Raw genomic sequence first — 20444 nt, forward strand, 5'->3', positions numbered from 1 at the left:
TGGTGGTTATTTTTTAAAGGAATCAGCCAGTTTCTGCGTGGCAGAACGGAAAACGCCGAGGTCGCTGCCGACGGCGACAAAGGTCGCACCCCAGTCAAGGTAGCGACGCGCGTCCGCGTCAACCGGGGCCAGAATGCCGCTCGGTTTGCCGTGTGCTTTTGCACGCGCAAAAATGTGCTGGATAGCTTTCTGTACATCCGGGTGCGATGCGTTACCAAGATGGCCCAGTGCCGCAGCCAGGTCGCTTGGGCCAACGAAAATACCGTCCACGCCTTCGGTCGCCGCGATAGCATCAACGTTATCGACGCCCTGCTGACTTTCAATTTGCACCAGGATGGTGATGTTCTTGTTCGACTGCGCGAAGTAGTCCGGCACCGTGCCAAACATGTTGGCGCGATGTGAAACGGAGACGCCGCGAATACCTTCCGGTGGGTAGCGCGTCGAGGCTACGGCCTGCACGGCTTCTTCTTCGGTTTCCACAAACGGGATCAGGAAGTTATAAAAACCGATATCCAGCAGGCGCTTAATAATCACCGGCTCGTTCGTCGGCACACGCACCACCGGTGCGCTGCTGCTGCCCTTCAGAGCCATCAGTTGTGGAATAAAGGTAGAGATATCGTTTGGCGCATGTTCACCGTCCAGCACCAGCCAGTCGAACCCGGCCAGGCCCAGCACTTCGGTGCTGATGGGGCTTGCCAGCGCTGACCAGCAGCCAATTTGAATCTGTTTGGCGGCCAGCGCGGCCTTGAATTTATTCGGGAAGATATCGTTATTCATCGCTTATACCTTGTCTCTTAACCGTTAATTATTTCTGCAATTCCATACGCTTGATGTCACCGACGACAAACAGGTAGCAGAACATCGCCATCAGTGCCGAACAGCCGACGAAGACCAGCGCGGCGTTGAAAGAATGCAGTTCACTAACCAGATAGCCAATCACCAGCGGCGTCACGATAGAGGCTACGTTGCCAAACACGTTAAATACTCCGCCGCACAGGCCTACAATTTCTTTCGGCGCGGTGTCGGAAATTACCGGCCAGCCCAGCGCGCCAAACCCTTTACCGAAGAACGCCAGCGCCATCAACGTGACCACCAGTGCGGTGTTATTGGTGTAGTTACACAGGATGATGGTCGACGCCAACAGCATACCCAGCACAATCGGTAACTTACGCGCTAACGTAATGGTGGCCCCGCGTTTAATCAGATAATCCGAGAACACACCGCCCAGTACGCCACCGGCAAAACCACACAGCGCCGGAATTGATGCCACCAGGCCCACTTTCAGAATCGACATCCCTTTTTCCTGCACCAGATAAATCGGGAACCAGGTAAGGAAGAACCAGGTGATGGTGTTGATAAAGTATTGCCCGAAGAACACGCCCAGCATCATGCGGTTGGTCAATAACTGTTTGATGTAGTGGAGTTTTGGCCCCTGTGTCGTGCTGCCTGGCTTTTTGTGATCCATATCGACCACGGCGCCGTTATCAGAAATGAACTTCAGTTCTTCCGCCGACATACGAGGGTGGTCGGTCGGGTTATGAATCAGCTTGATCCACAGCCCCGTCAGCACAAAACCAATCACGCCCATCACGGTAAAGACATGCTCCCAGCCCCAGGCGAAGGTCAGCCAGCCCAGCAGCGGAGAGAAGAGCGCCAGAGAGAAGTACTGCGCCGAGTTAAAGATAGCGGACGCGGTGCCACGCTCTTTAGTCGGGAACCAGGCCGCGACAATACGTGCGTTAGCCGGGAAGGATGGCGCTTCCGAGAAACCAAGCATAAAACGCATAAAGAACATGGAGATACCTGCCCAGGCGAGCGGGAACATATCCACGAAGCCCTGCAGGAAAGTAAACAGTGACCAGAAGAAGAGACTGTAAGAGTAAACCTTCTTCGAGCCGAATTTATCGAGCAGCCAGCCGCCAGGGATCTGCATCAGCAGGTAAGCCCAGCCAAACGCTGAGAAGATATAGCCCATCGAGACCGCACTCAATTGCAGCTCTTTGGCCACTTCTGTACCAGCAATGGATAACGTAGCGCGGTCCGCGTAGTTAACGGCGGTAACAATAAAGATGATGAGTAAGATTAAATATCGGGTTGGTACACCTTTCTTCGATTCGACAGCAGTATCCAGCATCATTTAATTTATCCTCGGGCACAGGATGCCTTATATTATTTATTTTTTACTAAGGCATATTTCACTGATTATTTATCGACAGCAGGAATATCGGATAACTAACCAGACACAATGAAATCGTGATTCAGTATAATCAGCATTGCTGGTCTACACACTGTGCAATTACACAATTTGAATATTTTAATATTGCATACTATTGTGCATACGCCCATGACTTTGGGCGCTGATGCACAGATTTACGTATTACCCGTCATAGCTGGCCTGACAGGCTATTAAGTAGTGATCTGCGTCACATTTTTACCGTTAAACTCCTGACATTCTTTATGCCATCACGCGATGTAATACTTTTGCTTCGTCAGAAAGCGATACCCTTTATTGTAATTTTTAGGTTTACCACCTGGCTGGAGAATACTGGACAATGGCTAACATCGAAATTCGCCAAGACGCGCCGAAAGCATTTTATATAAAAGTGCACGATACGGATAACGTGGCGATTATTGTTAATGATAATGGCTTAAAAGCAGGAACACGTTTTCCTGATGGGCTGGAGTTAATTGAACATATTCCACAAGGCCATAAGGTGGCATTGGTGGACATTCCCGCTAATGGCGAAATTATTCGCTATGGCGAAGTCATTGGCTATGCGGTGCGCGATATCGTGAAAGGCAGTTGGATCGACGAATCCACCGTGTCGCTGCCGGAAGCGCCGCCGCTGAATACGCTGCCGCTGGCCACCAAAGTACCGGAACCGCTACCTGCGCTTGAGGGTTACACCTTTGAAGGTTATCGCAACGCCGATGGCAGCGTGGGAACGAAAAATCTGCTGGGGATCTCCACCAGTGTTCACTGCGTAGCGGGTGTTGTCGATTATGTCGTCAAAATTATTGAACGCGATCTGCTACCGAAATATCCCAACGTTGATGGTGTCGTCGGCCTGAACCACCTCTATGGCTGCGGTGTGGCGATTAATGCGCCTGCCGCCATCGTACCTATCCGCACTATTCACAACATCGCCCTGAACCCGAACTTTGGCGGCGAGGTCATGGTGATTGGTCTCGGCTGTGAAAAACTTCAGCCGGAACGTCTGCTGGAAGGCACGCCGGATGTGAATGCCATCCCGGTCGACAGCGCCAGCATTGTACGTTTGCAGGACGAACAGCACGTCGGCTTTAAATCGATGGTTGATGACATTTTGCAGGTCGCTGAACGTCACCTGAAAAAATTGAACGAACGCCAGCGCGAGACCTGCCCGGCATCTGAACTGGTCGTCGGGATGCAGTGTGGCGGCAGCGATGCGTTTTCCGGCGTGACGGCGAACCCGGCAGTGGGTTACGCGTCTGACCTGCTGGTGCGCTGCGGCGCAACCGTGATGTTCTCAGAGGTGACTGAGGTACGCGACGCTATCCACCTGCTAACACCGCGCGCTATTGACGAAGAGGTAGGGAAACGCCTGCTGGAAGAGATGGCCTGGTACGATAACTATCTCGATATGGGGAAAACCGACCGCAGCGCCAACCCATCCCCGGGCAATAAAAAAGGCGGGCTGGCAAACGTGGTGGAAAAAGCGCTCGGCTCGATTGCCAAATCAGGCAAAAGCGCCATTGTGGAAGTGCTGTCACCTGGTCAGCGCCCAACCAAACGCGGGCTGATCTACGCGGCCACGCCTGCCAGCGATTTTGTCTGCGGCACTCAGCAGGTAGCTTCCGGTATTACGGTGCAGGTCTTCACCACCGGGCGCGGCACGCCGTATGGTCTGATGGCGGTCCCGGTCATTAAGATGGCGACGCGTACCGAACTGGCGAACCGCTGGTACGACTTAATGGATATCAACGCGGGCACTATTGCCACTGGCGAAGAGACGATTGAGGATGTGGGCTGGAAGCTGTTCCAGTTTATTCTCGACGTCGCCAGCGGGAAGAAGAAAACCTTCTCGGATCAGTGGGGGCTGCATAACCAGCTGGCGGTGTTTAACCCGGCACCGGTTACCTGATATCCTTTTGGAATATTCCTCGCAAAACATGGCCTTAGGGCCATGTCAGACCGATGACAAACGCAAAATTGCCTGATGCGCTACGCTTATCAGGCCTACAAGTTATCTTCAATATATTGATTTTGCACTATTTTGTAGGCCGGATAAGGCGTTTACGCCGCATCCGGCAATAACAACGCGCACCTTGTCAGCACTCTGACATCGCCCTGGGATCGTGTTTTATTCCGCCACAACGACAACGTCGATCCCCGTCTTCCGCAACCCTTCCAGGCACTCTTGCGGAATACCGTCATCAACAATAATCGTATGGATCCGCTGAGTATCGATGATCTTATGCAGGCTCGAACGATTGAATTTACTGGAGTCGGTAACCACGATAATACGTTCAGCGACTTCACACATTTTACGATTCAGCCGCGCTTCATCTTCGTTATGGGTACTGACGCCACGCTCAAGATCAATCGCATCCACGCCCAGGAAAAGCATATCAAAATGGTAGTTTTGCAAAGACTGTTCAGCCTGATCGCCGTAGAAAGAGAGTGACTGTCGGCGCAAATGCCCACCGGTCATCAGCAACTCAACCCCCTCAGCTTCCAGCAACGCATTAGCCACGTTAATCCCATTCGTCATCGCGATTACGCCCTGATGATGGCGCAGCTTCCTGGCAATCTCATAGGTCGTCGTGCCCGAGTCGAGGATCACACGATGCCCTGGATGAATCAGTTCTGCCGCAACCTGCGCAATACGCTGCTTAAGACCGGTATTCAGCGCACTTTTGTCTTCCAGGCTAGGTTCTATGTTTGTTGCACCCGTTTCACAAATCAGCGCGCCGCCATAGGCGCGTACAGCAATCCCCTGCTTTTCAAGGAACGCTAAATCATTACGGATAGTTACCGTTGATACACCGAAAAAGTGAGAAAGATCATTAACCTGAACACTTCCCTGTTGGCGTAACCGCTGAATAATCTGCTCACGGCGCTCACTGGTGCCCGTCATCCGTTTGTCCGCAGAAGTAGAGTCGCTCATCGATAATCCTTTTCTTAATCTTTCGTTTTATTTCGTTTCGTCTATTAACCCCTTTCTTTTACCAAAAAGCAAGCCGGAAACGGTGCAGAGACCGGTTTCTTAGTCACGCCAGAACCTTTCGTTATATTTCTTTTGTGAAACAGATCGTAATTCTATTATCTTTCGTTTTGTTTTTACATCACCTTAATACACTATCAAATGAAACAAACCGAAAGATTTACTGACACGAAACCCTACCGGGAGATGAAAGTGAAACATCTGACGCACGTCGTGGAGCAACATAAAAAAGGTAAAGCCAAAGGAATATACGCGGTCTGTTCCGCACATCCTGTTGTACTTGAAGCCGCCATCCGCTTTGCCCGTGAAATGCAAACTCCGCTTCTGATAGAAGCCACGTCGAATCAGGTCGATCAATTTGGCGGCTATACGGGAATGACACCTGTAGATTTTCGCCAATTTGTTATAGAGCTGGCGAACAAATGGCATTTCCCGTCAGAGGATCTGATCCTTGGAGGTGATCATTTAGGGCCAAATCGCTGGCAAAAATTATCCTCCGCTACTGCCATGGCTCACGCTGAAGATCTGATAAAAAGCTACGTTCAGGCCGGATTTAAAAAGATCCATCTTGATTGCAGCATGTCCTGCGCCGACGATCCTGTTCCCCTGACCGACACGATTGTCGCCAGCCGTGCCGCGCGACTGGCGACAATTGCCGAAGAAACGGCCCGCGAGATGTTTGGTGAATCTGACCTTGTTTACGTCATCGGTACCGAAGTGCCTGTTCCGGGAGGGGCCCATGAAACGCTAAACACACTTGAAGTGACGACGCCTTCTGCCGCGCAAGCGACGCTACGCGCTCATTACGATGCCTTTGAACAACATGGGCTCACTGCCATTTGGCCAAGAATCATCGGGCTTGTCGTTCAACCAGGCGTTGAATTCGACAACACGCAGGTTATCGATTACGTTCCTGAAAATGCCACCGCACTCAGTCAAATGATCGAAGATTACGACACACTAATCTTTGAAGCGCACTCGACCGATTATCAGAATCCTGCATCGCTGCAAAAGTTAGTTTGCGATCACTTTGCCATTCTTAAAGTAGGCCCGGCGCTCACCTTCGCGCTACGGGAAGCGCTTTTTGCCCTTAGCGCCATTGAAGAAGAGTTGCTCCCTTCTCGTGCCAGTGCCAGCCTTCGTACAGTGGTAGAAAATGTCATGCTGGAAAAACCAGAATACTGGGAAAGCCACTACCACGGAGACAACGCAGTACGCCGCCTGGCCCGAGGCTATAGCTATTCCGACCGCATCCGCTACTACTGGCCCGATCAATGCATTGATGATGCTTACCATCAGTTAGTACGAAATCTGGAGCATGAAACCCTCGCGCTTCCACTCCTCAGTCAATATTTACCGCTGCAATACGCGCGCGTTCGCGAAGGCAAACTCACCGCGACGGTGCATGAATTGATCATCGACCATATTCAGGACGTGCTGCGTCAGTATCACGCAGCCTGTACGCCGCAATAACAAAGAAGAAAAGAAAGGATAAATGTTATGCCAAATATTGTGTTGAGCCGAATTGATGAACGCCTGATTCACGGGCAGGTAGGTGTGCAGTGGGTGGGTTTCGCTGGCGCAAATCTGGTGCTGGTCGCGAATGATGAAGTGGCTGAAGACCCCGTTCAGCAGAACCTCATGGAAATGGTACTGGCAGAAGGCATTGCTGTACGGTTTTGGTCACTACAAAAAGTCATCGACAACATTCACCGCGCCGCTGACAGACAGAAAATTCTATTGGTTTGCAAAAACCCAACGGATTTTTTAGCACTGGTGGAAGGCGGCGTTCCGGTCAGCCGCATTAACGTCGGCAATATGCACTACGTCAACGGCAAACAGCAAATCGCAAAAACGGTTTCCGTCGATACCCGGGATATCGCCGCGTTCAACGGACTAAAGGCAAATAATGTTGCTTGCTTTGTCCAGGGCGTCCCCACAGAACCCGCACAGGATCTGTTTAAACTTCTCTGAAGGAGAGTGTCATGGAAATCAGTTTATTACAGGCTGCCGCACTCGGAATACTGGCCTTTATTGCCGGTCTGGATATGTTCAATGGCCTGACTCACATGCATCGCCCGGTCGTTCTCGGGCCGCTGGTAGGACTCATTCTGGGCGATTTGCACACGGGGATTCTGACCGGCGGTACGCTGGAACTGGTCTGGATGGGTCTGGCGCCTCTGGCAGGGGCACAGCCGCCAAATGTGATCATTGGCACCATCGTGGGCACCACGTTTGCGATTACAACAGGGGTAAAACCTGAGGTTGCTGTCGGCGTCGCCGTCCCTTTTGCCGTCGCCGTGCAAATGGGCATTACGTTCCTGTTCTCTGTTATGTCAGGGGTCATGGCACGTTGTGACAATATGGCCGCTAACGCGGATACCCGTGGTATTGAACGCGTCAACTATCTGGCACTTCTGGCTCTGGGGACGTTCTACTTTTTGTGTGCGTTCCTGCCAATCTATTTCGGCGCTGAACACGCCAAAACCGCTATTGATGTTCTGCCGACCCGCCTGATTGATGGTCTCGGCGTGGCAGGCGGCATCATGCCGGCTATCGGCTTCGCGGTTCTGCTAAAAATTATGATGAAGAATGTCTACATTCCCTACTTCATCCTCGGTTTTGTCGCAGCGGCCTGGCTGAAGCTACCGGTATTGGCCATTGCCGCCGCCGCGCTGGCAATGGCTCTCATCGATTTCGTTCGTAAAGATCCCGAACCCAAAACTGCACCGTCACAGCAGGAGGAATTTGAAGATGGCATCTAATCACACCACGCTGACCCCGGTTGCTGATAAAGAGGAAACCCTGCTGACCGGCGTCAATGAAAATGTTTATGACGATCAGTCAATGGGGGCTGACCTGACGCGGCAGGATATTAATCGTGTGGCATGGCGCTCAATGCTTTTACAAGCCTCGTTTAACTACGAGCGTATGCAGGCATCTGGCTGGCTGTATGGTCTGCTCCCCGCGCTAAAAAAAATCCATACAAATAAGCGCGACCTCGCGCGGGCAATGACAGGACATATGGGATTTTTTAATACCCATCCTTTTTTAGTGACCTTTGTCATCGGCATCATTCTGGCAATGGAACGTTCTAAGCAGGACGTCAATAGCATTCAAAGTACCAAGATAGCCGTCGGCGCACCGCTGGGGGGGATTGGCGACGCCATGTTCTGGCTTACGTTGTTACCCATTTGTGGCGGGATTGGCGCAAGCCTGGCGCTTCAGGGATCAATCCTCGGCGCGGTTATTTTTATTGTTCTGTTTAACGTCGTGCATTTAGGTTTGCGCTTCGGCCTGGCGCATTACGCTTACAGGATGGGTGTCGCGGCAATTCCGCTTATAAAAGCCAATACACGTAAAGTGGGGCATGCGGCGTCGATTGTGGGCATGACGGTCATTGGTGCGCTAGTGGCAACCTATGTGCGTCTGGCGACAACGCTCGAAATTACCGCAGGCGACGCGGTCGTTAAACTTCAGGCGGATGTCATTGATAAGTTGATGCCTGCTTTTTTACCCCTGGTCTACACCCTGGCGATGTACGGACTGGTTCGTCGCGGCTGGAGCCCATTGCGCCTTATTGGTATCACCGTCGTATTAGGGATCGTCGGCAAATTTGCCCACTTCCTTTGAGCATAAGGAGACACAATGTTAAGCATTATTTTGACAGGACACGGCGGGTTCGCCAGCGGAATGGAAAAGGCGATGTTACAGATTCTTGGTGAGCAGGAGCAGTTTGTTGCCATCGATTTCCCGGAAACGTCCTCCACTGCGATTCTCACCGCACAGCTTGAAGAGGCAATACAAACATTACCGGAAACCGAAGGCATCATTTTTCTCACAGACCTGTTGGGCGGTACGCCTTTCCGCGTGGCTTCAACGCTTGCGATGCCACGCCCTGATTGCGAAGTTATCACCGGCACCAACCTGCAATTATTGTTAGAAATGGCGATGGAACGCGATGATCTGAGCTGCACAGATTTTCGCCAGCAGGCTCTCGAGTGCGGTCACCGCGGTTTGACCAGTCTGGCCGATGAGCTTGTCCGCAATCGCGAAAGCGAACCCGTTGAGGAAGGAATATGACGCAAATCATCCGTGCCCGGCATGTATTGACCGGGCAAGGCTGGTGTCACGACAAGTTGCTTCGCATTGAAGACGGAATGATTACCGCCATCGAACCTGTACCGATTGGGATTCCTTTCCGTGAAGCTGAGTTACTCTGCCCAGCCTATATCGATCTGCATGTTCATGGCGGCGATGGCGTAGATGTGATGGATTGCGATCCTGACGCGCTTGATAGATTAGCCATTTTCAAAGCACAACAAGGGGTTGGCGCCTGGCTGCCCACAACGGTCACCGCTCCAATGGCTGAGATACATCACGCTCTGGCTCGCATTGCTAAACGTTGCCAGTCTGGCGGGCCCGGTGCAACGGTTCTGGGGAGTTATCTGGAAGGGCCTTTTTTCACGCCGAAGAACCGTGGTGCGCATCCAGCAGCATTGTTTCAGGAATTAGATCTCAACGAACTTGACCGCTTAATCACTGTTTCACAACGGACCTTACGCATCGTCGCGCTTGCACCAGAGAAACCCGGAGCACTGGAAGCCATTACGTACCTTAAACAACAAGGTGTTCTTGTCATGCTTGGCCATAGCGATGCGACATGGGAACAAACACAGAAAGCCTTCGATGTTGGCGCTGACGGTCTGGTGCATTGTTTCAATGGCATGACGGGATTACATCATCGTGAACCCGGTATGGTGGGGGCGGGCCTTACGGATGACCATGCCTGGCTGGAGCTTATTGCTGATGGTCATCATGTTCATCCCTCGGTACTCGCGTTGAGTTGCACATGCGCTCGCCAGCGCATTATTCTCATTACCGATGCCATGCGTGCCGCGGGTATGCCGGACGGGCGTTACGATATCTGCGGTTGTGCTGTCGACATGAAACAAGGCGTGGTACGCACTGCGGAAGGTGGACTGGCTGGCAGTACGCTGTCACTGGATGCCGCGGTTCGCAATATGGTGCAGTTCTGCGACATCAGTTCAGAAGAGGCGATCAAAATGGCATCGTTGCACCCTGCCAAACTGCTGGGTATGGATAGCGAATTGGGCACCATCGACGTCGGAAAACGCGCGAATCTTATCGCTCTGGATAGCCATTTACAGGTACAGAAAACCTGGGTGAATGGCATCGTCGCTATTTAAAACCTTTCGTTATGTTTCCAACTGACTTACTGAGTCTCTCAGTAAGTCAGATTCTTTCACTTCCTTATCTTGATAAACAAATAAAACCTTATAATTCATCACGTTAAACAAAACACCTTTCACATCTCACAAATTTCGTTTTATTTCCTTTTATCAGATTGACCTTTCATTTTCTTTTCTATAGATTTTAGGAAAAGAAACGAAAGAAGCAGTGAAATGAAATGAAAGGTCAATTCCCTCACTGTAATTTCCTGAATGGCTACTGCTAAGGATGATGTGATGAGTGAAACACTGGATATCAATGCAACGGCGGCACCCACCTGGACGGAGGAAGAGATTCGCCAACAACCAGAGACCTGGCTGAAGGCGCTCAAAAATCTTGATAACCAACGGTGTGAGATAGATGCGTTCCTGAAACCTGTTCTGAAGGCCGGGAACGTCAAAATTATTCTCACAGGAGCCGGAACCTCAGCCTTTATTGGCGATATTATCGCGCCCTGGCTGGCCCGACATACTCAGCTTGATATCGTTGCCGTGCCGACCACTGATATCGTGAGTAATCCGATGGATCATTTCAGTAAAGATCGCACAACGCTGCTGGTCTCCTTTGCGCGATCCGGCAACAGCCCGGAAAGCGTGGCAGCCGTTGAGTTGGCCAATCAAATGATCGATAACAGCTACCATTTGATGATCACCTGTAATGATGCTGGCGCACTTTACCAGGATGCTCATAATAATCCTCGGGCATACGCGCTGTTGATGCCCGCTGAAACGCACGATCGTGGCTTTGCCATGACCAGCAGCATCACCACAATGATGGTAAGTTGCCTCGCCGTTTTCGCCCCGGAAGTCATTAACCTTGCAAGCTTCAGCGCAGTCTCTGAACGCTGCCAGCAGATTATTGAATCTCTGGGCGAATTCCATTCCCATCCCTTCGGCGATCTTCCTTTTAAACGCATCGTCTACCTTGGCAGTGGCGGATTACAAGGCGTAGCACGCGAATCTGCGCTGAAGGTTCTCGAGCTTACCGCGGGCAAGTTGGCGGCCTTCTACGATTCCCCTACGGGTTTTCGCCATGGACCAAAATCATTGGTCGACGGGGAAACGCTGGTGGTTGTGATGATTTCAAGCCATCCGTACACCCGTCAGTACGATCTGGATCTTCTGACCGAATTGCGTAATGACAAGCAAGCAATGCGCGTCATCGCGATCTCTGCTGAGAAGCATCCTGCGATCGACGCGGGCCCACATTTCTACCTACCTCCCGCTCGCCATTTTCATGATGTTGAACAGGCCTTTTGTTTCCTGATCTACGCACAAATTTTTGCCCTTTCGGAATCGCTAAAAGCCGGAATTACCCCCGACTCCCCTTCGGCTAACGGAACCGTAAACCGTGTCGTTCAGGGCGTCACTATTCATCCCTGGAACGCATGAGAGGTCTGACAAATGGCAATTATCTCGACGAAATACCTGCTTCAGGATGCCCAGGAAAAAGGTTATGCCGTTCCCGCATTCAATATTCATAACGCCGAAACTATTCAGGCGATCCTGGAAGTATGTAGTGAACTTCGATCGCCGGTTATCCTGGCCGGAACGCCGGGTACCTTCAAACACATCGCTTTTGAAGAGATTTACGCGCTGTGTGAAGCCTACTCAGCAAGCTACGATATCCCCCTCGCTCTCCATCTCGATCATCATGAAAAACTGGATGATATCCGCTGTAAAGTCGACGCAGGCGTACGCAGCGCAATGATCGATGGCAGCCACTATCCGTTTGAAGAGAATGTCCGTTTGGTGAAATCGGTCGTCGATTTCTGCCATCGCCACGATTGCAGCGTTGAAGCCGAGCTAGGTCGCCTGGGTGGCGTCGAAGATGACATGAGCGTCGATGCAGAAAGCGCTTTTCTTACCGACCCGCAAGAGGCCCGTCAATTTGTGGAACTGACCGGGGTAGATAGCCTGGCCGTTGCGATCGGAACAGCCCATGGTTTATATAAACAGCGCCCAAAAATTGACTTTTCCCGACTAGCCGAAATTCGTGAAGTGGTTGATATTCCGCTGGTTCTCCATGGTGCGAGTGATGTGCCAGACGAGTATGTCAGACGCGCCATTGAGTTAGGTATTTGCAAAGTTAATGTTGCGACAGAATTGAAAATTGCTTTTGCCGCGGCAGTTAAAAACTGGTTTAGCGAAAATCCTGATGGTAATGACCCGCGCTATTATATGCGCGTGGGGATGGATGCAATGAAAGAAATCGTTAGAAACAAAATTGCCGTCTGTGGTTCAGCACAAAAACTACTCGCTGAGTCAATAAGTTAAACCCTGGCTTAACTCTCTATTTAAAAAAATGACATTGCATTAAAGCATGAAAATAGCGTTATCTGGCATTAACTGGATAACGCTATTTTTGAAATAATTACGTAGTAATACGTAATTAAAAACACTCAGTTTATGAATGACACAAATAAGTATTCACCACCCTTATAATACAATAAATTTCTATGACAGGAAAACATAATATGAGCTCCCCAAATATTTTATTAACTCGTATCGATAACCGTTTAGTTCATGGTCAGGTCGGTGTGACCTGGACATCAACCATCGGAGCGAATCTGTTAGTCGTTGTTGATGATGAGGTGGCGGGTGATGACATTCAGCAAAAGCTTATGGGCATGACCGCAGACACCTATGGTTTCGGTATTCGATTTTTCTCTATAGAAAAAACCATTAACGTCATTGGTAAGGCTGCGCCCCATCAAAAAATATTCCTCATCTGCCGCACGCCTGCAACGGTCCGTAAACTCGTTGAAGGTGGTGTACCACTTAAAGAGGTGAATGTAGGGAATATGCATTTCTCTGAGGGTAAACGCCAGATCAGCAATAAAGTTTATATCAATGATCAAGATTTAGAAGACTTACAATTTATTAAGAACAAGAACATTAATGTTTTTATTCAGGACGTCCCTGGAGATCAGAAAGAAAGCATACCTGAGTAGATGGTCTCCAGATATTCAACCCGACATTACTGATTAATGAGGCATTAATATGCATGACATTACATTAATGCAAGGGATATCCCTTGCCGCGTTAGTGTTCTTCCTTGGAATTGATTTTTGGCTGGAAGCACTTTTCCTTTTTCGCCCCATTATCGTTTGTACGTTAACGGGTGCAATTCTGGGAGATATTCAAACGGGGCTTATCACGGGTGGATTAACCGAACTGGCCTTTGCAGGTCTTACACCTGCGGGCGGCGTTCAACCTCCGAACCCCATTATGGCCGGATTGATGACCACCGTTATTGCTTACTCCACTGGCGTTGATGCCAAAACGGCGATTGGCCTCGGTCTCCCTTTCAGCCTGCTGATGCAATACATTATTCTCTTTTTCTACTCAGCCTTCTCGCTGTTTATGGCTAAAGCTGACCGCTGTGCAGAGGAAGCAAACACAGGGGCTTTTTCAAGGCTTAACTGGACGACCATGCTGATTGTCGCCAGCTCATATGCCCTGCTCGCTTTTCTGTGTACTTATCTGGCGCAGGGGGCGATGCAATCACTGGTTAAGGCCATGCCAGGCTGGTTAACACATGGATTTGAAGTCGCTGGCGGCATCCTGCCTGCTGTCGGTTTCGGCCTGCTGTTACGCGTGATGTTTAAGGTGCAGTTCACGCCTTACCTGATAGCCGGGTTCCTGTTTGTCTGTTTTATCCCAGTCAATAACTTACTGCCGGTTGCCGTGCTTGGTGCAGGCTTTGCTATCTGGGAATTCTTCAACGCAAAAACCAAAGCTGCGACGCAGGTCGTGCAGAAAAATGAATCAACAGAGGACTACAGCAATGGGATCTGAAATTAGCAAAAAAGATATTACCCGCTTAGGGTTTCGCTCCTCTTTGCTTCAGGCCAGCTTTAACTATGAACGTATGCAGGCCGGCGGATTTACCTGGGCAATGTTACCGCTGCTAAAGAAAATCTATAAGGACAACAAAGCCGGGCTGAGCGCGGCAATGAAGGATAACCTCGAGTTTATTAATACTCACCCTAACCTGGTGGGCTTCCTGATGGGCCTGTTAATTTCCATGGAGGAAAATAAAGAAGATCGCAGCACTATCAAGGGGTTAAAGGTTGCATTGTTTGGACCCATTGCCGGGATTGGCGACGCTATTTTCTGGTTTACATTGTTACCGATTATGGCCGGGATCTGTTCATCTTTTGCCAGTCAGGGGAACCTGCTCGGGCCAATACTCTTTTTCGCCGTCTATCTGGGCGTATTCTTCCTGCGCGTCGGCTGGACGCATATTGGTTATACGCTGGGCGTCAAAGCGATCGACAAAGTGCGTGAGAACTCCCAAATGATTGCCCGTTCCGCGACGATCCTTGGGATCACCGTCATCGGGGGTTTGATTGCCTCTTACGTGCACATCAACGTGATCACCACGTTCGCTATTGATGCCACTCATAAAGTTGCGCTCCAGCAGGACTTCTTCGACAAAGTCTTCCCGAATATTCTGCCTCTGGGCTATACGCTACTGATGTACTACTTCCTGCGGGTGAAAAAATCACACCCGGTATTACTGATTGGCGTGACGTTCGTACTGGCAATCCTCGCCTCAGCACTGGGCATTCTTTAGGACCTATCATCATGCAGAAAATTAATGTCTGTCGTCACTATGACGTTTTGAGCCAACAAGCCAGCGATCTGTTGCTTGCCTGCATTGAAAACAAACCGGACGCTGTCATTTGCCTTGCTACCGGCGCGACACCGTTGCTTACTTATCAGTATCTGGTAGAGAAAATCCACCAGCGCAAGATAGATATCAGCAAAGTGACCTTTGTAAAACTGGATGAGTGGGTGGGCTTACCCTTAGAGACACCAGGAACCTGTGAGCATTTCCTGCAACAACACGTTATACAACCGCTGGCGTTACGAGCAGACCAGCTAATCGGCTTCCGATCCGAAGGGATTGATGAAACAGAGTGCCTGCGTGTGACGCATCAAATTGCCCAACGCGGCGGGCTGGATCTCTGCGTTCTGGGTCTGGGTAAAAATGGTCACCTGGGTCTGAATGAACCCTCACCGACTCTCGAACCGTTCTGCCACATCAGCAAGCTTGATGATAAAACGCGGGGTCATGACATGCTGCAACAAGCAGGTCTTCCCGTTGAATTCGGTATTACGTTAGGGCTGAAAGAAATCATGAGTGCCAGAGAAGTTCTTATGCTGATTGCAGGAGAGGGAAAACAGGATGCTGTGGAACGGTTTATGTCAAAAAGGATAAGTACGCTAACACCAGCCTCATTGCTGTGGTTGCACGAGAAGTTGACGTGTCTGGTTGATGGGTCAATCGCGAGATAGAACGCCTGTCGGGTTGCGGCTTAATCGGGAGCCGCAACCTGGTCAATTTATCTCAATCCCCTTGCTGCTCCAGCGCATACTTATACAGCGCATTCTTCTTCACGCCGTGAATTTCCGCGGCCAGGGCTGCCGCTTTTTTCAGTGGCAGTTCTGCCTGTAACAGCGCCAGCGTGCGCAGTGCATCGGCGGGTAAATCATCTTCCTGCGCTTTATGCCCTTCGACAATTAGCACCATTTCGCCTTTGCGACGGTTTTCGTCTTCTTTCACCCACGCCAGCAGTTCACCTACCGGCGCGCCGTGAATAGATTCCCAGGTTTTGGTGAGTTCACGGGCCAGAACCACATAGCGAGATTCGCCCAATACCGCGACAATATCTTCCAGGCTATCTAACAAACGGTGTGTTGATTCATAAAAAATCAGCGTGCGCGTCTCTTCTTCAATGGCTTTCAGCGCGTCGCGACGGCCTTTTGATTTGGCCGGCAGGAAGCCTTCATAGCAGAAACGGTCCGATGGCAGACCGGCGGCGCTCAGTGCGGCGATAGCGGCACACGGCCCCGGCAGTGGGACAACGCGGATGCCCGCTTCACGACAGGTACGCACCAGATGATAACCAGGATCGTTAATCAGCGGCGTACCGGCATCAGACACCAGCGCAATGTTTTGCCCCTCTTTCAGCTTCGCCACCAGCGTTTCCGCTTTTTGTTGCTCATTGTGGTCGTGAAGCGCAAACAAACGGGCGTTAATCGCAAAGTGTTGCAGCAGCAAACCGGTGTGACGCGTGTCCTCTGCGGCAATTAAATCAACGGCTTGTAATACGTTTAATGCACGTTGGGTGATATCAGCCAGATTCCCGATAGGAGTGGGTACAATATAGAGCTGACCTTCAGAATTCTCAGCTGATTCGTGTTGTTTCATTGTTTCATCCGTATTGCCGATTTAATATTGAGCATTGAGCCAAAAAAATATCACTGGATACATATGGTACCGTCAACATTTCTTCGTTCTAAAGCCGCGCGCTGCCTGCCTGTTGTTATGGCGGCATTACTTTTCGCCGGCTGTGGCACCCAGCAAACACAGGACCAGAGTGCATCCCATTTAGAGGGAACCGCACAAGCGGACTCGGGTTATTACCTGCAGCAGATGCAGCAGAGTGCGAATGATAGCAAGACCAACTGGCAATTACTCGCCATTCGTGCACTGCTGAAAGAGGGTAAGAGCCAGCAGGCAATGGAACTGTTCGGCCAGTTACCGAAAGAGCTTAACGATGAGCAGCGTCTGGAGCAGTCCCTGCTGGCCGTTGAGATCAAACTGGCACAGCAAGATTTCAAAGGCGCGGAAGCGCTGCTGGCGAAAATCGACCCGAATGGTCTGAGCAACAATCAACAGATCCGCTTCTGGGCCGACGGCATCGCCTCGCAGCAAGGGAAGCCTACCCTTGCGTTGCTGCGCGCGTTAATCGCGCAGGAACCCCTGTTGAAAGCCGTACCGGAAAAACAGAAAAATATCGATGCCACCTGGCAGGCGCTTTCCGCAATGACGCAGGAACAGGCTAACGCGCTGGTGATTAATGCCGATGAAAATGTGTTACAAGGTTGGCTCGATCTGCAACGTGTCTGGTTCGATAATCGTAACGATGTCAACATGATGAAAGCCGGAATCAAAGACTGGCAAACTCGTTATCCACAGAATCCAGGCGCAAAACTGCTGCCGACCCAACTGGTAAACGTGCAGAGCTTTAAACCCGCATCAACCAATAAGGTAGCCCTGCTGCTGCCGTTAAATGGTCAGGCCGCGGTGTTTGGTCGCGCCATTCAGCAAGGTTTTGAAGCCGCGAAAAACGGGATTTCTCCGGTAAGCGGCAGCGCAGTGCCGGAACAGGTTGCACAGGCGGCATCGACAAATAACGTGGTGAGCCCGTCTCAGGCTGAAGTCACTGACCTGACGACACCGCAGACGCATCCAGTACAGGCCCCAGCGCCTGCACAAGCACCGGTGCAGTCTGTTACCACTGCGCCACAACAACAGGAGCAAGCGCCAGCCACAACCGCACCTGCGACGCCTGCGGCCCAGCCCGTTGCTGCGAATCCGTCCGCCGAGCTGAAAATTTATGACACCACCACGCAACCTATGAGCCAGATTCTGACGCAGGCTCAGCAGGATGGCGTCACGCTGGTGGTCGGCCCACTGTTGAAAAACAATGTCGACGATCTGCTGAAGAGCAATACGCCGCTGAACGTGCTGGCGCTTAACCAGCCTGAGTCAGTCACCAACCGTGCTAACATTTGCTACTTCGCGCTCTCTCCGGAAGACGAAGCGCGTGATGCCGCGCGTCATATTCACGAGCAGGGAAAACAGGCTCCGCTACTGTTGGTACCACGCAGCGCACTGGGCGATCGCGTAACGCGCGCCTTCGCAGAAGAGTGGCAATCATTGGGCGGCGGTACCGTGTTACAGCAGAAATTTGGCTCCCTGTCTGAGCTGCGCGGCGGTGTGAACGGCGGTTCCGGTATTGCACTGACCGGCAGCCCGGTCACCACCAGCCAGAATCAACCGCAGAGCGTAACGATTGGCGATTTAACCATTCCGGCACCGCCGAGCGACGCGCAAATCAGCAGCGGGGGTAAAGTGGATGCCGCGTACATCGTGGCGACAGCGCAGGAAATTGCGTTCATCAAGCCGATGATCGCCATGCGTAATGGCAGCCAGGGCGGCGCAACGTTGTATGCCAGCTCGCGTAGCGCGCAGGGCGTCGCCGGGCCCGATTTCCGTTTAGAGATGGAAGGCTTACAGTACAGTGAGATTCCAATGCTGGCGGGCAGCAACCCGTCTCTGATGCAGCAGGCACTGCGTGCGGTGAATAACGACTATTCCCTGGCGCGCCTGTATGCAATGGGCGCAGATGCCTGGTCGCTGGCGAATCATTTCTCGCAAATGCGCCAGGTGCCAGGCTTTGAGCTGAACGGCAACACCGGCGATTTGACGGCAACTCAGGATTGCGTGATTAACAGGAAGTTATCATGGCTCAAATACCAACAGGGGCAGGTCGTTTCAGCAAACTAACCACGAAACAGACTGGCGACGCGGCGGAGCTTCGTGCGCGTCGCTGGCTGGAACATAAGGGGTTAACATTTATCGCCGCCAACTTTCGCGCTCGCGGCGGCGAAATCGACCTGATTATGCGCGAGGGTACGGTAACGGTTTTTGTGGAAGTCCGTTACCGTACTTCCGGTGCGTATGGCGGTGCTGCCGCCAGCGTAACCCGGAGCAAGCAACATAAATTATTACACACTGCTCAATTGTGGCTCGCCCGTCACAATGGGAGTTTTGATACTGTGGATTGCCGTTTCGATGTGGTAGCCTTCACGGGCAATGAGATCGAATGGCTTAAAAACGCATTTAGCTAATAGCAACATCAAGAATTTAAAGGGAAATCGTGCTCGAAAGAATTAAAGTTTGCTTCACTGAAAGCATTCAAACGCAAATTGCAGCGGCAGAAGCTCTCCCGGATGCTATCTCCCGAGCCGCTATGACCCTTGTGCAGTCACTGCTCAATGGCAACAAAATTCTCTGTTGTGGTAACGGGTCCTCCGCCGCCAACGCACAGCATTTTGCTGCCTGTATGATCAATCGCTTCGAAACAGAGCGCCCAGGTTTACCCGCGATTGCACTTAATGCGGATAACGTGGTCTTAACGGCGATCGCAAACGATCGCTTACATGATGAGATTTACGCCAAGCAGGTTCGCGCGCTGGGTCATGCCGGAGATGTGTTACTGGCAATTTCAACGCGAGGCAACAGCCGCGACATCGTGAAAGCGGTTGAAGCTGCCGTGACGCGCGATATGACCATTGTGGCGTTAACCGGCTACGACGGTGGTGAGCTGGCTGGTTTGCTCGGTCAGCAGGATGTGGAAATTCGCATCCCTTCGCATCGCAGCGCGCGCATTCAGGAAATGCACATGCTGACGGTGAATTGCTTATGCGATCTGATTGATAACACGCTTTTCCCACACCAGGACGATTAAGGAGTACATATGAAGGCATTCTCGCCCGTCGCAGTCCTTATTTCCGCGCTGCTGCTTCAGGGATGCGTCGCCGCTGCCGTGGTTGGCGGCGCTGCGGTTGGTACGAAAGCGGCAACCGACCCACGTACAGTGGGAACCCAGGTTGACGATGGCACGCTGGAGCTACGCGTAAACACCGCGCTGTCGAAAGACGAACAAATTAAGAAAGAAGCGCGCATCAACGTGACAGCATACCAGGGCAAAGTGCTGCTGGTCGGTCAGGCACCCAATACCGCGCTGGCCTCTCAGGCCAAACAGATAGCCATGGGCGTTGACGGTGCAACCGAAGTCTTCAACGAAATTCGTCAGGGCGCGCCAATTAGCCTGGGGACTGCCTCCACGGATACCTGGATAACCACGAAAGTACGCTCCCAGTTGCTGACGACTGATCAGGTTAAATCGTCGAACGTGAAGGTCACAACGGAAAACGGAGAAGTGTTCCTGATGGGGCTGGTAACGGATCGTGAAGGCAAAGCCGCTGCGGATATCGCCAGCCGCGTTAGCGGTGTGAAACGCGTTACCACGGCGTTTACCTATATTCAGTAACGGCAAAGGCCTGCGTCAATCGCAGGCCTGATAAGCGTAGCGCCATCAGGCACCGTGTAGCGCAATTG

General features: G+C 51.5%; 21 protein-coding genes. 17 read left to right on the forward strand and 4 right to left on the reverse strand.

Features of this window, described 5'->3' with window-relative positions; genetic code table 11:
• Positions 1-6: 6 nt before the first annotated feature.
• Complete coding sequence (garL, locus tag F0Q32_RS16630) at positions 7-777, reverse strand: 2-dehydro-3-deoxyglucarate aldolase (RefSeq protein WP_149463954.1); 771 nt, start codon at positions 775-777, stop codon at positions 7-9.
• A 28-nt stretch (positions 778-805) separates the two neighbouring features.
• The gene (garP, locus tag F0Q32_RS16635) at positions 806-2137 is read right to left on the reverse strand and encodes a galactarate/glucarate/glycerate transporter GarP (RefSeq protein WP_149463955.1); all 1332 of its coding nucleotides are present in this window, start codon (positions 2135-2137) and stop codon (positions 806-808) included.
• A gap of 415 nt (positions 2138-2552) precedes the next feature.
• Between garP and garD the strand changes: the two genes are divergently transcribed.
• A complete protein-coding gene (garD, locus tag F0Q32_RS16640) occupies positions 2553-4124 on the forward strand; it encodes a galactarate dehydratase (protein ID WP_149463956.1) in 1572 nt (523 codons plus the stop codon).
• A gap of 219 nt (positions 4125-4343) precedes the next feature.
• Here garD and F0Q32_RS16645 read toward each other — a convergent pair whose 3' ends face one another.
• Complete coding sequence (locus F0Q32_RS16645) at positions 4344-5150, reverse strand: DeoR family transcriptional regulator (RefSeq protein WP_149463957.1); 807 nt, start codon at positions 5148-5150, stop codon at positions 4344-4346.
• A gap of 249 nt (positions 5151-5399) precedes the next feature.
• Between F0Q32_RS16645 and kbaZ the strand changes: the two genes are divergently transcribed.
• The 12 genes from kbaZ (at position 5400) to F0Q32_RS16705 (ending at position 15766) form a co-directional block, all read left to right on the forward strand.
• On the forward strand, positions 5400-6680 hold the full coding sequence (gene kbaZ / locus F0Q32_RS16650; RefSeq protein ID WP_149463958.1) for a tagatose-bisphosphate aldolase subunit KbaZ: 1281 nt from the start codon (positions 5400-5402) through the stop codon (positions 6678-6680).
• Positions 6681-6707: 27 nt separating this feature from the next.
• Complete coding sequence (gene agaV / locus F0Q32_RS16655) at positions 6708-7181, forward strand: PTS N-acetylgalactosamine transporter subunit IIB (RefSeq protein WP_149463959.1); 474 nt, start codon at positions 6708-6710, stop codon at positions 7179-7181.
• 11 nt (positions 7182-7192) lie between these two features.
• Positions 7193-7972, forward strand: a complete 780-nt coding sequence (gene agaW, locus F0Q32_RS16660; RefSeq protein WP_149463960.1) for a PTS N-acetylgalactosamine transporter subunit IIC — start codon at positions 7193-7195, stop codon at positions 7970-7972.
• On the forward strand, positions 7962-8840 hold the full coding sequence (agaE, locus tag F0Q32_RS16665) for a PTS N-acetylgalactosamine transporter subunit IID (protein ID WP_149463961.1): 879 nt from the start codon (positions 7962-7964) through the stop codon (positions 8838-8840). The genes agaW and agaE overlap by 11 nt, the downstream gene beginning before the upstream one ends.
• Positions 8841-8855: 15 nt before the next feature.
• A complete protein-coding gene (gene agaF / locus F0Q32_RS16670) occupies positions 8856-9290 on the forward strand; it encodes a PTS galactosamine/N-acetylgalactosamine transporter subunit IIA (protein WP_149463962.1) in 435 nt (144 codons plus the stop codon).
• Positions 9287-10417 (forward strand): N-acetylglucosamine-6-phosphate deacetylase, encoded by a 1131-nt coding sequence (gene nagA, locus F0Q32_RS16675; protein ID WP_149463963.1) that lies wholly within the window; start codon positions 9287-9289, stop codon positions 10415-10417. The genes agaF and nagA overlap by 4 nt, the downstream gene beginning before the upstream one ends.
• A gap of 279 nt (positions 10418-10696) precedes the next feature.
• Complete coding sequence (locus F0Q32_RS16680; RefSeq protein ID WP_149463964.1) at positions 10697-11851, forward strand: SIS domain-containing protein; 1155 nt, start codon at positions 10697-10699, stop codon at positions 11849-11851.
• A gap of 12 nt (positions 11852-11863) precedes the next feature.
• Positions 11864-12736, forward strand: a complete 873-nt coding sequence (kbaY, locus tag F0Q32_RS16685) for a tagatose-bisphosphate aldolase subunit KbaY (RefSeq protein WP_149463965.1) — start codon at positions 11864-11866, stop codon at positions 12734-12736.
• A 200-nt stretch (positions 12737-12936) separates the two neighbouring features.
• Positions 12937-13413, forward strand: a complete 477-nt coding sequence (agaB, locus tag F0Q32_RS16690) for a PTS galactosamine transporter subunit IIB (protein ID WP_149463966.1) — start codon at positions 12937-12939, stop codon at positions 13411-13413.
• 49 nt (positions 13414-13462) lie between these two features.
• Complete coding sequence (agaC, locus tag F0Q32_RS16695; RefSeq protein ID WP_149463967.1) at positions 13463-14260, forward strand: PTS galactosamine transporter subunit IIC; 798 nt, start codon at positions 13463-13465, stop codon at positions 14258-14260.
• A complete protein-coding gene (gene agaD, locus F0Q32_RS16700; RefSeq protein WP_149463968.1) occupies positions 14250-15041 on the forward strand; it encodes a PTS galactosamine transporter subunit IID in 792 nt (263 codons plus the stop codon). Before agaC ends, agaD begins: the two co-directional genes overlap by 11 nt.
• An 11-nt stretch (positions 15042-15052) precedes the next feature.
• Positions 15053-15766, forward strand: a complete 714-nt coding sequence (locus tag F0Q32_RS16705; protein WP_149463969.1) for a galactosamine-6-phosphate isomerase — start codon at positions 15053-15055, stop codon at positions 15764-15766.
• A 52-nt stretch (positions 15767-15818) separates the two neighbouring features.
• On the opposite strand, the gene rsmI is transcribed toward F0Q32_RS16705, so the two are convergent.
• The gene (rsmI, locus tag F0Q32_RS16710; RefSeq protein ID WP_149463970.1) at positions 15819-16682 is read right to left on the reverse strand and encodes a 16S rRNA (cytidine(1402)-2'-O)-methyltransferase; all 864 of its coding nucleotides are present in this window, start codon (positions 16680-16682) and stop codon (positions 15819-15821) included.
• Positions 16683-16745: 63 nt separating this feature from the next.
• Here rsmI and F0Q32_RS16715 point away from each other — a divergent pair, with 63 nt between their 5' ends.
• Genes F0Q32_RS16715 through dolP form a run of 4 tightly spaced genes read left to right on the forward strand, consistent with a single transcriptional unit; the run spans position 16746 to position 20376 of the window.
• Positions 16746-18827, forward strand: coding sequence for a penicillin-binding protein activator (locus F0Q32_RS16715; RefSeq protein ID WP_149463971.1), 2082 nt, complete (start codon positions 16746-16748; stop codon positions 18825-18827).
• Positions 18785-19171, forward strand: a complete 387-nt coding sequence (locus tag F0Q32_RS16720) for a YraN family protein (protein WP_149463972.1) — start codon at positions 18785-18787, stop codon at positions 19169-19171. Before F0Q32_RS16715 ends, F0Q32_RS16720 begins: the two co-directional genes overlap by 43 nt.
• A gap of 29 nt (positions 19172-19200) precedes the next feature.
• Complete coding sequence (gene diaA, locus F0Q32_RS16725; RefSeq protein WP_015962885.1) at positions 19201-19791, forward strand: DnaA initiator-associating protein DiaA; 591 nt, start codon at positions 19201-19203, stop codon at positions 19789-19791.
• 9 nt (positions 19792-19800) lie between these two features.
• The gene (dolP, locus tag F0Q32_RS16730) at positions 19801-20376 is read left to right on the forward strand and encodes a division/outer membrane stress-associated lipid-binding lipoprotein (protein ID WP_149463973.1); all 576 of its coding nucleotides are present in this window, start codon (positions 19801-19803) and stop codon (positions 20374-20376) included.
• The last annotated feature ends 68 nt before the right edge of the window (positions 20377-20444 follow it).

The organism is Pseudocitrobacter sp. 73, assembly GCF_008369545.1.
Lineage (GTDB): Bacteria > Pseudomonadota > Gammaproteobacteria > Enterobacterales > Enterobacteriaceae > Pseudocitrobacter > Pseudocitrobacter vendiensis.

Bases quoted from the DNA above. Each gene is read 5' to 3' on its own strand.
- agaW (WP_149463960.1), top strand. From the start codon at position 7,193: ATGGAAATCAGTTTATTACAGGCTGCCGCACTCGGAATACTGGCCTTT.
- garP (WP_149463955.1), bottom strand. From the start codon at position 2,137: ATGATGCTGGATACTGCTGTCGAATCGAAGAAAGGTGTACCAACCCGA.
- garD (WP_149463956.1), top strand. From the start codon at position 2,553: ATGGCTAACATCGAAATTCGCCAAGACGCGCCGAAAGCATTTTATATA.
- agaF (WP_149463962.1), top strand. From the start codon at position 8,856: ATGTTAAGCATTATTTTGACAGGACACGGCGGGTTCGCCAGCGGAATG.
- dolP (WP_149463973.1), top strand. From the start codon at position 19,801: ATGAAGGCATTCTCGCCCGTCGCAGTCCTTATTTCCGCGCTGCTGCTT.
- F0Q32_RS16715 (WP_149463971.1), top strand. From the start codon at position 16,746: ATGGTACCGTCAACATTTCTTCGTTCTAAAGCCGCGCGCTGCCTGCCT.
- F0Q32_RS16680 (WP_149463964.1), top strand. From the start codon at position 10,697: ATGAGTGAAACACTGGATATCAATGCAACGGCGGCACCCACCTGGACG.
- agaV (WP_149463959.1), top strand. From the start codon at position 6,708: ATGCCAAATATTGTGTTGAGCCGAATTGATGAACGCCTGATTCACGGG.
- rsmI (WP_149463970.1), bottom strand. From the start codon at position 16,682: ATGAAACAACACGAATCAGCTGAGAATTCTGAAGGTCAGCTCTATATT.
- F0Q32_RS16645 (WP_149463957.1), bottom strand. From the start codon at position 5,150: ATGAGCGACTCTACTTCTGCGGACAAACGGATGACGGGCACCAGTGAG.
- nagA (WP_149463963.1), top strand. From the start codon at position 9,287: ATGACGCAAATCATCCGTGCCCGGCATGTATTGACCGGGCAAGGCTGG.
- garL (WP_149463954.1), bottom strand. From the start codon at position 777: ATGAATAACGATATCTTCCCGAATAAATTCAAGGCCGCGCTGGCCGCC.
- agaE (WP_149463961.1), top strand. From the start codon at position 7,962: ATGGCATCTAATCACACCACGCTGACCCCGGTTGCTGATAAAGAGGAA.
- F0Q32_RS16720 (WP_149463972.1), top strand. From the start codon at position 18,785: ATGGCTCAAATACCAACAGGGGCAGGTCGTTTCAGCAAACTAACCACG.
- F0Q32_RS16705 (WP_149463969.1), top strand. From the start codon at position 15,053: ATGCAGAAAATTAATGTCTGTCGTCACTATGACGTTTTGAGCCAACAA.
- agaD (WP_149463968.1), top strand. From the start codon at position 14,250: ATGGGATCTGAAATTAGCAAAAAAGATATTACCCGCTTAGGGTTTCGC.
- kbaY (WP_149463965.1), top strand. From the start codon at position 11,864: ATGGCAATTATCTCGACGAAATACCTGCTTCAGGATGCCCAGGAAAAA.
- agaC (WP_149463967.1), top strand. From the start codon at position 13,463: ATGCATGACATTACATTAATGCAAGGGATATCCCTTGCCGCGTTAGTG.
- agaB (WP_149463966.1), top strand. From the start codon at position 12,937: ATGAGCTCCCCAAATATTTTATTAACTCGTATCGATAACCGTTTAGTT.